We start from the raw sequence: 11,986 nt of genomic DNA on the forward strand, positions 1-11,986 counted from the left end.
ACGCCGCCGAGCTCGAGCGCCTGCGCGCGCAACGCCACGCCCCGCGTCACTGGGCACCTGTGCGACTCCTCGCCGGTGGCGAGGTGTCCGCCGACGCTGACTGAACACTGTACGGAGGCACCATGACTGGTAAATCTCGATCTGCCAGCGGCACCCGTACCAGTCGAGTTTTTCCAACGCCTGCTCGGGGGTCTCGATGAGGAGGTTGGTGAGCAACAACCAGTTGAGTGGCGCTTCGCCCTCCGGCGGATCGATCTCGGTGGCCAGCAGGGCGCTGACGGTGACCTCGGCCAGCGTCCGATCCGGACGCGCGGGAGCCTTCAAGGTGACCCGCACCACCTTGATCGGTTGCACGACCGGTCGCGCTCGACGCCCGCGCGCGGCCGGGCGTTCAAAGGCGGTCTCGGTCAACACCGGTGCCTCAGCCAGCGCCTCGCGCAACGTGCGCCCATCGCTCAGACGCCGGTCATGATGCTGGCCGCGCACCAGCCAGTCGGCACCGCGTTCGGGACAGGGTGCCTCGACGAACAGATCATAGAGATCCCCTTCGCGGTCGGCAATGTACGTCAGGCGGGTGTCCGTCAGTTGCTCGGCCAGCGCATTGACGCGGGCAAACCCATCGATCTAGCGCGCACTCTCCTTCTCTTCCAGGGGGCGCTGCGGATCCTTCGCCTGTCCCAGACTCCCCGGCTCGCGCGCCCAAGCGTGCAGGCCCAACAGCCCCAACGCCAGACGATCAGGTGTGACCGCCAGTGTCGGATGCAAAAACATCCCCCAGCGGGTCTCATGGTTCAGCGGGCCCAAGCCGGCGATCCCCTTCTTGGGGGTATAGTCCAGTTCGGTCGTGTCTTCCAGGCACAACACCCGGGGATAGGCGCGCAGACGCTCTTGGGTACAGGCGATGTGCGGCGCCAACACCCGCTCAGCGGTGACGTGGGCCTGATCCAACAATCGATAGACCGCGCGCGTCTCGCCCCAGCCGCCGCAGGCGGTCGGAATACTCACGGTTGGTTTCGCCCCCAGCGTCTCCAGCACCCGCCGTGCGCGCCGGTTCAGACGCTGATCGCCCAGATCAATCGTGTCCAACTCCGCCGCCAACGCACTCATATCGGCTGTCTCCACTCGGCCTTCAAGAAGGCTTCCATCTCAACTCAACGTGCCCGTGTTGTCCATTCCAAGGGGTCATATGGCTCATGCGTGTATGAATGGATGTCGAGATATGGGTAATGCTATGGGCGCAGGTGGCTGTTGCCAGACGCTTGCTAATTCGCGAAGACGCATCTCAGCAAGAATATGTAACGTGTTGCGCTCCTATCGAATAACTTGGCACTACATTGCGATTTTTGGCAGGCATGTACATACGGATCAGATGGTTAGATACCATCTGGGGGTGTTTATCAATGGGGTTATGTTAAAGATGGGTGTTAGCATCCCATTTCACTCACTCTCATCATATTGCTCAAATGCATTAACCGAGCAATATGGTTGTGGTTGTTCGTTGACAGTGAGATGTGTCAGCCTATATTGACGCATGACACATTATATTGTGTTTGACATCCTGTATGATCTCAATATCATGTGCAGTACACATGAAGGCCATGAGGTTATTCCGATGGCATCAAGCAACAGCCACACCGGCCACCATAGCTCGAAGACGGGGCGTTTTGTCAAAGAGAGTACGGCTCGTCGGTCTCCGGCGACGCACCAGAAAGAGTCAAACTCTAATCCCGGGAGAGGCGATACGGGTCGGTCGAAACGGAAGTGAGCGGTCACCGCACTGTTCATCAGGAGATCCTTGGTTTTTAAATGCATCCACGCCGACCTGGGTTATAGGCAGAAAGGTGAGATCGTAGATATCTCTTTAGCCAATGGCACGAATATGCGACTGATGGACAGTGCGAGATCTCCCCGATACAGAGGGGGAGGCAATCATCGCTATTACGGTGGACTCGCGAAGCGCTCTCCGACCAAGCTCGCCACCTCTAACGCTGCGATTTGGCATGTCACGGTCGATGCGCAGGGTTTGCGGAGCAGGACGCGGGCATCTGTCCTGATATTGCACTACCCCCTGCCGGCGCTGGAAGAAACGCGATTGTCGGCTGTTTGCAATGCGGGAAGCGAGGCTGGGAAATGAAGCAGTTAGACGGAGCTTTAGGCGCAGGGCAAGACGCGCACCGCACGGGCGCAGCGATCGTAGTTCCATTGCGCAAACGACGCCTCAGCGGCGAACTCTACGAGCGCGACTCGAAGATAGAAGTGCTGATAGCCGAATTGGCGGTCCTGCCGCATGACGAATTGATTGCCAGAGCGGGAATCACCGAACGCTCCGACCCCGGCTACATCCCCAGCGAATGTCTCGTCTACTTCATTCGTGCGAGCCGTCACGATGACAACGAAGCGTGGTTTGAACGCCTCTATCGGATACTGATGAGGCGAGTGCTGCGCAGCTTGCCCAAGGCGGAATCGCTGACGGACGGGGTCGTGCGTGACGAGGTTTTTGGCCGGTTCGTCGAACTCCTTTCAGCGGATCGCGCTAACCATGTCGACAAGCTCGATTATTTCGAGGTGCGCTTCGATGATGCGCTAAAAAAGATGCGACTCGTTGTACAGAAAAAGGCTTGGCTCAACAAGAAACGTTCCCAGCCCCTCGAATATGACGAGGAAAGTGGTGATCTGTCTCCAGAGGTTGAGGCAGCCGCTGGGTCACACGATCCTTTCGCCGCGTCGGATTTCGACGATCCAGCTTTCCGGTCGCGCCTAGATGCCGCGATTGAAGTTCTGCCAACAGAACAAAGCAGGATCATTCACATGCTTACACAAGGTTTCCCCATCGACTCCAAGGAACCGGACGTTATGACCATCACCAAGGCTCTGGGTCGCTCCGAAAAAACCATCCGAACCTACCGTGATAAGGCTTTTGCTGCTCTGCGAGCCGCAATGGCCGACGGAGAAGATCGGTGAGCCCCGCCGGCCACCGTCCATCCCGCGAGTCCGTGCTCGACGCGTTCGCGGTCGAGAGCGAGCCTGGCCGCTCGACTTTGGAACGTTATCTGCGGCTGTATCCGGAATATGCTGGAGACATCATTGACCTCTCGCGCGAACTCAGCCGTGAGATTCCCGAAGACGTCGCACCCCTCTCTGCCGCCGATCAGGCGCTGATCGATGCTGCTTGGTTGCAACACGCGAAGGCGATGCCGGCGGCGCCGGTCGACCCTTTCGCGGCGCTGACGGTCGATGACTGGCGCATAGTCGCCAAGCGTCTGGATGTGCCTCGGCAGGTCGTGACCGCGCTACGCGAACGGCGGGTCTCTCTCGTCAGTATCCCGCGAGGCTTCCTGGTGATGTTGGCTGAGGCGATGCGCAGCTCTGTCGCACAGTTGGAGTCCTCTTGGGGCTCGACCCAGTTGGCCGGGGTGCGTAGCTACAAGGCCGACAGTAAGCCGTTGGTCGGCGAGCAGGTCGCCTTCGAGCAAGTGCTGATCGAGGCCGGCGTCCCGCCCGAGAGGCGCGCTCGGCTGATGGAGGGAGCGAACTGACATGGACGGCGTGGAGCTCGCCAGGCAAGCCGCCGCCGAGTTTCACGCTCGTCTCGTCGCATCCGGCGTTGATCCCTGGTCGCCCTATGACTTCGCTGTGGCCGAGGCCAATCGGCGGGGCATTGATGTCGAGCCGACGTCGGCGGGGGCAGGTATGCTCAATGGCGGCCGCGCGACCTTTATCGCCGCTGACGATCTGATCCTCCACGAGGATATCGGATCTCAGTTCGAACAAGCCTTCCTCGTGGCGCACGAGATCGGCCATGTTGAGCTTGGCGACGATTCTGATGGCGAGCCGGCGGCGACGATTGATCCGACCCGAGCAGCTGAACGATCACCGGTCGGCATGGATCGGGTTGTCGACTATGGTCGCAGGCAACGCCGCGAGGTCCAGATGGATCTGTTCGCACGCGAGTTCCTGTTTCCCCGCACCGTCGCGTGGACACTCCACGTCGACCAAGGGCTCTCCGCCTCCTCCATCGCGGCAAGGCTCGACGCGCCGTTCGAGGTGGTTGCGCAGCAGTTGTTCGATGCTCTGCTGCTGCCCACAGTGCCTCCTGCCGCGACCGCGACGCACATAGAACGGCCGCTCAATCCGCTGCAAGCAGTGGCGGCGGAGCATCGTGGCGAAGCCTATCTGCTCGAAGCGGGTCCTGGCACCGGCAAAACACAGACGCTAATCGCGCGTGTCGAAGCCCTTCTGGAAGAGGGCGTCGATCCGAGGCGTATCTTGCTGCTCACCTTCTCGAATAAGGCCGCAGGCGAGATGGCTGAGCGGATCGCGCGCAAGGAGCCCGAGGCTGCGGTCGCGATGTGGATCGGCACGTTTCATGCATTCGGCCTTGATATCATCCGTCGCTTTCATGAGAATCTTGGCCTTCCAAAAGATCCGCGGATGATGGATCGGACCGAGGCGCTCGAACTCCTTGAGGAAGAGTTCCCGCGTCTGAGGCTTGCGCATTATCGCAATCTTTACGATCCAACCCAGATCATCGCCGACATGCTGGCCGCCTTCTCGCGAGCAAAGGACGAAGTGGTCGACGCCGAAACTTACGCCGCGCTCGCTGAGGCAATGCTCGCCAAGGCGGCGGGCTCCGAGGCGCGTAAGGCTGCTGAGCGCGCTAACGAGGTTGCTCGCGTCTACGCCGCCTATGAACAGCTAAAGCGCAAAGCGCACTGCGTTGACTTCGGAGATCTTGTTGCCCTACCGGTTAATCTGCTCGAGACCAATGCAGCCATCCGTGAAACGCTGCAGGCGCAATATGACCACGTCCTCGTCGACGAATATCAGGACGTGAACCGCAGCAGCGTGCGCTTGCTGAGCGCGCTGCGGCCAAGCGGTCGCAATCTCTGGATGGTTGGTGATGCCAAGCAGTCGATTTACCGTTTTCGCGGCGCCTCATCTTTCAACATGAGCCGGTTCGGGAAGGAAGACTTTCCGGGTGGCAACCGCGGTCGATTGAAGCACAACTATCGTTCGGTGCCCGAGATTGTCTCCAGCTTCTCCAGCTTCTCTATCACGATGCGAGCCGGTGATGCGGACAGTGGCCTCGAAGCGGATCGGGACGCCACAGGGCATAGGCCCGAGTTGCGCACGGTGCAGCGCGCCGAACACCAGCAGGTCGCTTTGGTCGATGCAATCGAGGAACTCAGACGCGAGGGCTATGCCTATCGCGACCAAGCGGTCCTATGCACCGGCAACGAAAAGTTGTCGATGATCGGGCAGGATCTCGAACGGCTTGGCGTGCCGGTCCTATTCCTGGGCAGTCTGTTCGAGCGGGGTGAGGTCAAAGATCTCTTGGCTCTCCTCTCGATCCTTGTTGACCGGCGCGCTATGGGTCTGGTGCGCATTGCCTGCTGGCCTGAATTCGCCATCTCTTTCGCGGATGTGGCTGCGGTCTTCGACCATCTGCGGGCAGCCGAGCATGTACCGGCCAGCTGGCTGCGGCATGGCGAGACGATCCGCGGTTTGAGCGAAGCCGGGCGGCAGGCCCTTGCCAAGCTCGCGGCGGCGCTTGATGGATACGATCAGACGGCCACGCCTTGGACCGTGCTCGCGACGCTGCTGCTCGATCATACGCGCATTGCCGCACGCCTCGGGAAGTCGGCGGACCTCGCCGATCGCACGCGCGGCATCGCGATTTGGCAATTCCTCAACTTTGTGAGGGTGCAGCCGGCCGGGTCCGGATTGTCCATTACGCGTCTGCTCGATCGCGTGCGCAGGTTTGTTCGGCTGGGTGACGATCGCGACCTGCGTCAGTTGCCGGTGGCCGCGCAACATCTGGACGCCGTGCGGCTGATGACCATCCACGGTGCCAAAGGCCTGGAGTTCGGTGGCGTCCATATTCCGGGGCTCAATAGCGACACCATCCCGCGCACGCCGCCGGCACCGCCTTGTCCGGCGCCCGACGGAATGATCACGGGGGCGGGAGGCAGCGTGCTGGAGGCTTTCCGCGCCGGCCAAGTCGAGGAGCAGGAGTGCCTCTTCTACGTGGCTCAGTCGCGTGCCCGCGATCGCCTGATCTTTTATGCGCCGACAGAGAAGAGTAACGGCCGCAATCGACCGCTTTCGCCATTCCTAGACCGCCTCGGAGCCGCCTTGACACGCCGTTCCCTCGTGCCTGCGCGGCCGCTTCCCGTGGCGGCGGAGGCGCGGGATGTCAACCTGGTCGTCGACGGCCGGCTTAGTTTCGGGGCTTCGCAGATCGCTCTTTATGAATCCTGCCCGCGGCGTTTCTTCTACACGCATATCTTGCAGGTGGGCGGACGGCGGACCGCGACCGCCTTCATGTCTCTGCACGAGGCGGTTCGCACGGTAATCGCGTCGGATGTCCCTGTGACCGAGCGGGACCTGGAAGAGCGTACCGATGCGGCGCTCGCCGGCCAGGGGCTCGCCGACCACGGCTACCGCGCTGAATTCCGCTATCTAGCCCTATTGATGCTGCGCTTCTTCCTCGCGAACCGCGCCGATGCGGTCGCCGAAGCGCCGGTCGCATTGAGCCTTAATTTCGGTGGGGAAGAGATCATCGTTCGGCCGGACGAGGTGCTGGTGCGGCCGGATGGTACCCGGTTCGTGCGCCGTATCCGCACGGGTCACATGCGGTCAGCCGAGAGCAAGGATGTCGGCGCGGCGGCGCTGATGCTGGCGGTCAAACAGGCATTCCCCGGCGCAGTCGCGGAACTCGTCCATCTTGCCGATGGCGAGGCGCACGCGCTTGTCTTGTCGGACCGCGAGTTGAAGGGGCGTAAGGAGAAGCTCGCCAAGTTTCTCGGTGACATCCGCGCCGGACGGTTTCCGGCCGAGTTCTCGTCGCGCACCTGCCCGAACTGCCCGGTCTTCTTCATCTGCGGGCAGACCCCAGAAGGTCCCCTGCAAAAAAAGTTCGCCTGACCTTACCGGTCGGCGGATCTCGCTTCGATTGGATTCTTAGAACCGCGGTGTCGCCTCGGCTGAACCTAAGGACCCAAACTTATGAACACAGAAGAACTTCTTGATTACGACGATCTCGGCGATGCCCTGCGCGAAGGCCGGGCGCTGCGTCCGGCGCGTGGGTATCGCTTTCTCCTCGCGCAGGGTGATCTTAACTTCCAATCCCGACAGGTGAGCGATCCCATGCCGCTGGGCCGACAGTTGCTCGAAGCTGGCGCCCTGGACCCGCGGGACGGCTACAGCCTGTTCGCGATCCTGCCATCAGGGGACTTCGAGGACGTGCGGCTGAACGAGCCCTTCGATCTGTGCGAGCGGGGCGCCGAGCGGTTCGTCGCCTTCCTGACAGATCGCGACTTCAAGCTCACCCTCAAGGACGACGAGCTGCGCTGGGGCAAGCCGGTCATCAGCGGCACGGTGCTCTACGGCCTAGCCAACCCCAGCGAGGGGGAGGCCGTCTTCCTCGAGGTTCCAGGCGGTGAAGATCGCCTGATCGAGCATGGTGAGTTGATCGATCTGACCCAACCCGGCATCGAGCGGTTCATCACCGCGCGGCTAACGTTCGAGATCATCATTAATTCCCGGCCGCGCACGGCGAACGCCCGCACGGTCACGTTCGAGCAGATTGTGCAGCTCGCCTTCCCAGGGCAGCACGATCCCAACGTCGTCTTCTCGATGACCTACCGTCACGCGGCGTCGACGCCGCATGCTGGTGAGCTTGGGTCTGGCGGTTCTGTCGATGTCAAGAAAAAGGGGACGGTGTTCAATGTCACGCGAACTGTTCAGTCGTAATCCCGACCTCAAGCGGCTGCGGGACGAGGGCTACTTCGTCCAGCAGCAGGGCGGGTATCTTGTTATGCGGCAGGTGCCCTATGTCGATGAGCATCGGGAGGTGCGGATCGGCACCCTCCTTTCCAGTCTGACGCTGGCCGGAGACCAGACGCGAACGCCAGACACTCATGTCGTCCACTGGGATGGCGATTTTCCCTGCCATGCCGATGGCGCGCGCATTCAAGGGATCTCGCATCAGGCTGGCGCTTTCGACCTCGGTCAAGGCCTCAAAGCGACGCACACATTCTCCAGTAAGCCGGATGGCGGCTACACGGACTACCACCACAAGATGACGAGCTACGCGAATATCATCGCGGGTCCGGCAGCGGTGCTGAAGCCCGGCATGACCCCTCGCACCTTCCGCGAACTGGAGGAAGAGGAAGACAGCGTGTTCAACTATATCGAGACCGCCTCAGACCGCGTCGGGATCGGCGTTCTAACCGAACGCCTCGTCAACGAGCGAGTCGCCATCATCGGAGCCGGCGGAACCGGCAGCTACATCCTGGACTTCGTCTGCAAGACGCCAGTTCGCGAGATTCGGCTCTTCGACAGCGACGAGTTCCTGACCCACAACGCGTTTCGTGCGCCAGGCGCCCCGAGCCTGGAGGAACTGCGAGAGGCGCCAAAGAAGGTCGAGTATCTGAAGCGTATCTACAGCCGGATGCACCGGAATATTGTGGCGCATGATGTCAAGCTCGGCGCCGACAACCTCCACCTTCTCGACGGTGTCACCTTTGCGTTCCTGTCCCTTGATGCCGGCGATGCGAAGCGGTTGATTGTAGAAAAGCTCGAGGCGAGCGGCGCCGCGTTCATCGATGTTGGGATGGGCCTTGAACTCGCCGAGGGATCGCTCGGAGGTATCCTACGTGTAACCGCCAGCACACCGGAGGAGCGAGATCATGTGCGGCAGCGCATCTCCTTCGTCGGTGGCGGCGCCAAGGACATCTACGCCTCCAACATTCAGGTTGCGGACTTCAACGCCCTGAATGCCGTCCTTGCGGTCGTGAAGTGGAAAAAAATTCGCGGCTTCTATCGTGACCTCGAGCAGGAGCATCACTGCACCTACACCACTGACGGCAACATGCTCATCAACGGGGACCTGGCGTGATGCGGCACAAGCGACTCGAACATCGTTTCGTTGAACACATCCCAGAGCATCTAGAGCCAGGCGTTCTTTATGTATCGATAAATTATGCGACAGCGGCCCACAGCTGCTGTTGTGGCTGTGGGGAAGAGGTGGTCACGCCCTTTACACCTACCGACTGGAAGATGACGTTTGATGGCGAGACCGTCTCGCTTCGTCCGTCGATCGGCAATTGGACGCTGAAGTGCCGATCGCATTATGTAATCGACTGCGGAAAAGTGCTTGAAGCCGGCCCTTGGAGCGACGAGCAAGTCGAAACCGAGCGCCGTCGAGATCGTGCCGCCAAAGCGCGTTTCTACGGGCAACCAACCAAAGTCGAACTGCATGTCCAATCCACTTTTCCGAAGAAAACACCAGGGTTCTGGCGACGTATCTGGGGCCGTATATCAGGTAAATGATAATGATCGGGCTTAATCCATCCAGTTCGCTGCCGGCCATGGAAACGCGAAGCGAGAGGTAGGTAGTCCCCGTAAATCGCGGGTGGTTGCGTATTGCCGCAATGGCGAGGGGCGTCAGCCCTTCGCCGCGGAGTCAGTATGCAGAGCGCAACCCCACGCGCCGTCGAGTCGTGATAGGGTCGTGCGCAGCCCGAACACGCCAACAGCGCCGCTCATGGCAAAGCAGTAACACAGAGCGGTATGGGCTGTCGCCAGCGTCTCGGCGAGGCCGTTCCAGCCGGTGTCCGGTGTGCATCCAACGACAGCGTTTCGAGACCGTTCCGACGCATGATTTCTGCCCATGACGGCAACAAAACTTGAGGTAGCTACCGACCGGGACATGAGGGAGAGACTGCTTTACGCTTGAAACCGGCCTGTGCCTCAGAAGAGCGAATCTGAACGCATCGGCTTGGTCGATTCTGTTCAAACGCGGTTCGGGAGTGTCCGCTCCCCGCGTCACGCGGAAGCTCTCCATCAACGCGAAACGATTCCCAACAGGTTATGAACCCGTTTCCAGGGCGTCAGCGTCACGGGCGCTTGGTCCTCGCCCCGCTCAAAGAAGAAACCGCTCGACGAACCGCCGTCGAGGTTGATGGCGCGGTCGACCCGCCAGGGCGTCAAACTTTCCGGCGACGCGAGAGACTCCGCCAGGTCGGCGAGGGTCACCCGGTTCAGGGTCGCCCCCAGCACCCAATGCCCACGCCAATCGGTGGCGATGAAGGTACGGCGGTCGGTCGCGGACGTGGACAGACCCCGCACCGTCCGGCCGTCCTCGACCAGATAGGGTCCGGTTTGCAACAGGGCGGTGATGCCCGGATGGTCCTGGAAGCGTGACCGCCGGACGAGATGAAGACCCCGGTCGTCGCTGTAGACCACCCCGCTGAGAAGTTTTGCGGTCTCGAACCGGTTGATCCGTCGTCCCTGGGCGATGACCAGCCCTAACGGCTGCCCGTTCGCATGGAAGTAACCGCCGTTGACGCCGGCCAGGCAGGCTGCGGACCGGAACGCTTCCGCCAGTGTCGGGGTCGCGGCGTTGGTTCCGGCCCCGAGATCGATCACCGTCAGGCGGTACGCCCGCGAGGTGAAAAAGGCGAGGTGCGCGGTGACCTCCTGGCCGTCGGCGGGACGCACCGCCACGCGCTTGGCATACAGCAGCTCAGGGCCGATCGCGGACCGCTCCGCTTCTCTTACGAGCTGCCAGTCGGCGGCAGCGGCGTTCGCAACCACCGTCAGCAAGACCAGGAGCAGGCCCCATGGTGACCCTGGGATGCGCGTCGGGCGCCGGGGACGCGGACTCATGGCAAACCCGGCTCCGCAACTTCCACCATCACCTCGTTGCGGCGCAGGAAGGGGAGCGAGAAGGGCGAATTGTAGCGGGCATAGAGGGGGTCGCCGAGCGGCGTCAGTCCCGCGGCCCGGACGGCGGCGAGTAGCCGTTCCTCATGCTCGCGATAGCGAGACTCGGCCCAGCTCCCCGAGTAACGCAGCACCGCCATGAGACGGGCCGGCTCCTCGCGGAGCATCACCCGCGAGTCCTTCGGGCGGGGGAGTGTCGCCAGGGTGAAGCGCGCGGGCATCAGGAAGCTGATCACATAGGCGTTGCGCGCCGGATCCGTGCTTCGCTGGGTCACGGGGGCGGTCATCTCGATGCGGGTGCCGGTGCCCGGTTCCGCACCGCTGGCCGGGCGCTGGTTGACGGGCGCGGTCATGGCGATCCTCTCGCGACCCTGGTTGTTGCCGAAGATATAGTCGGCCAGGATCCGGAAGGCCGTGCCGCCAACGGCGTCGAAGTCGCCGCTGACCTGGGTCTCGGCCAGCAGGATGGGCCGATACCGTCGCAATTCAATGTCCGGTCCCTGACGGATCGTCTCATAGGTCGGTTCCTCGATCGCCATCGTCTCGCCTCCGGGTAGGGTCAGGAGCAGCGCGACCAGGGCTGCGGGGACAGGCCATTCTGACAGTGTCGACATGAATCACCTCCATTTGGAATGCGGTTGAAGCACGACCCGCGCGCGGGCAGATGCTGAGCGATCCACCTGGATCGCCCTGGAGCGAAAGAGATGGGGCCGTTTATCCCCGCCGACAGCCATTGTCACGAGAATCGTCTCCGTCATCCTTGTGCCTTTTTCAACGAGGGTCATCGGCTCGACGATCAGGATCTGACCGCGCGACGCAACGACCTGAAAGCCGATCCGCAAACCGCCTGGCTCTCGGAGGTCTCGAACCGTCCTGCGGCGCTGGAATCATGAGGTCGCCTGGTGGTGTACGCCGACATGAGCCCCTGGTCTTCGGGGTGGCGGTCGAGCAAGGCAGCCTGGTGGCGGGTCTGGTCGGGCGATTCGGACGGGTCGGCGGGTTGACTGTCGTCCGGTTTCGCGCGCGGGCTGATCGTGGCGCGGAGCAGCCGCACCGCTGAACGGCGCCGGTATCCCACACCCACGCGGCCCCGCTCCGTTCGGTCGCGCGGGAGGCCAGGAAGCGAGCCTTGCACGTTGCCTGACGGGGCGTTTTTGATTATTGTGCGGCTTTCAATTGCTCTTCGGTCCGCGCCATGTCCACTCCCATCCCTCAGTCACGCGGCGGCGCCCGCCCCGGCGCCGGCCGCAAACCG

12 protein-coding genes and 1 pseudogene are annotated in these 11,986 nt (G+C 62.0%); 9 read left to right on the forward strand and 4 right to left on the reverse strand.

From position 1 onward, the window contains the following. A pseudogene (locus QZY07_RS20710) lies at nt 1-486 on the reverse strand (hypothetical protein); the annotation flags it as partial. Between the two features lie 138 nt (nt 487-624). Beyond that, nucleotides 625-1,107 carry a transposase DNA-binding-containing protein gene (locus QZY07_RS20715; protein ID WP_295406788.1) on the reverse strand — a complete coding sequence of 161 codons (483 nt, stop codon included), beginning with the start codon at nt 1,105-1,107 and terminating at the stop codon, nt 625-627. Between the two features lie 688 nt (nt 1,108-1,795). Here QZY07_RS20715 and QZY07_RS27560 point away from each other — a divergent pair. From QZY07_RS27560 to QZY07_RS20745, 7 genes are all read left to right on the forward strand, one after another. Further along, nucleotides 1,796-2,134: a DUF1883 domain-containing protein gene (locus QZY07_RS27560; protein WP_363184596.1), complete on the forward strand. Its 339-nt coding sequence runs from the start codon at nt 1,796-1,798 to the stop codon at nt 2,132-2,134. Beyond that, nucleotides 2,131-2,961 carry a hypothetical protein gene (locus QZY07_RS20720; RefSeq protein ID WP_295406791.1) on the forward strand — a complete coding sequence of 277 codons (831 nt, stop codon included), beginning with the start codon at nt 2,131-2,133 and terminating at the stop codon, nt 2,959-2,961. The genes QZY07_RS27560 and QZY07_RS20720 overlap by 4 nt, the downstream gene beginning before the upstream one ends. Further along, nucleotides 2,958-3,536 carry a hypothetical protein gene (locus QZY07_RS20725; protein WP_295406794.1) on the forward strand — a complete coding sequence of 193 codons (579 nt, stop codon included), beginning with the start codon at nt 2,958-2,960 and terminating at the stop codon, nt 3,534-3,536. Before QZY07_RS20720 ends, QZY07_RS20725 begins: the two co-directional genes overlap by 4 nt. Nucleotide 3,537: 1 nt before the next feature. Then, nucleotides 3,538-6,927: a UvrD-helicase domain-containing protein gene (locus tag QZY07_RS20730; RefSeq protein ID WP_295406797.1), complete on the forward strand. Its 3,390-nt coding sequence runs from the start codon at nt 3,538-3,540 to the stop codon at nt 6,925-6,927. An 81-nt stretch (nt 6,928-7,008) separates the two neighbouring features. Beyond that, nucleotides 7,009-7,755: a multiubiquitin domain-containing protein gene (locus QZY07_RS20735; RefSeq protein ID WP_295406799.1), complete on the forward strand. Its 747-nt coding sequence runs from the start codon at nt 7,009-7,011 to the stop codon at nt 7,753-7,755. Beyond that, nucleotides 7,730-8,902 carry a ThiF family adenylyltransferase gene (locus QZY07_RS20740; protein ID WP_295406802.1) on the forward strand — a complete coding sequence of 391 codons (1,173 nt, stop codon included), beginning with the start codon at nt 7,730-7,732 and terminating at the stop codon, nt 8,900-8,902. The genes QZY07_RS20735 and QZY07_RS20740 overlap by 26 nt, the downstream gene beginning before the upstream one ends. Next, nucleotides 8,902-9,336 (forward strand): DUF6527 family protein, encoded by a 435-nt coding sequence (locus QZY07_RS20745; RefSeq protein WP_295406805.1) that lies wholly within the window; start codon nt 8,902-8,904, stop codon nt 9,334-9,336. The genes QZY07_RS20740 and QZY07_RS20745 overlap by 1 nt, the downstream gene beginning before the upstream one ends. 513 nt (nt 9,337-9,849) lie before the next feature. Here QZY07_RS20745 and QZY07_RS20750 read toward each other — a convergent pair. Together QZY07_RS20750 and QZY07_RS20755 are read right to left on the reverse strand one after the other, a co-directional pair. After that, the gene (locus tag QZY07_RS20750) at nt 9,850-10,674 is read right to left on the reverse strand and encodes a phosphodiester glycosidase family protein (RefSeq protein ID WP_295406808.1); all 825 of its coding nucleotides are present in this window, start codon (nt 10,672-10,674) and stop codon (nt 9,850-9,852) included. Then, complete coding sequence (locus tag QZY07_RS20755) at nt 10,671-11,345, reverse strand: heme-binding protein (protein WP_295406811.1); 675 nt, start codon at nt 11,343-11,345, stop codon at nt 10,671-10,673. Before QZY07_RS20755 ends, QZY07_RS20750 begins: the two co-directional genes overlap by 4 nt. A 90-nt stretch (nt 11,346-11,435) precedes the next feature. On the opposite strand from QZY07_RS20755, the gene QZY07_RS20760 reads away from it, so the two are divergent. Then, a complete protein-coding gene (locus QZY07_RS20760; RefSeq protein WP_295406814.1) occupies nt 11,436-11,624 on the forward strand; it encodes a hypothetical protein in 189 nt (62 codons plus the stop codon). Beyond that, nucleotides 11,621-11,791, forward strand: coding sequence for a hypothetical protein (locus QZY07_RS20765; RefSeq protein ID WP_295406817.1), 171 nt, complete (start codon nt 11,621-11,623; stop codon nt 11,789-11,791). Before QZY07_RS20760 ends, QZY07_RS20765 begins: the two co-directional genes overlap by 4 nt. Nucleotides 11,792-11,986: the final 195 nt, after the last annotated feature.

Source organism: uncultured Thiocystis sp., assembly GCF_903866365.1.
Classification (GTDB): Bacteria; Pseudomonadota; Gammaproteobacteria; order Chromatiales; family Chromatiaceae; genus Chromatium.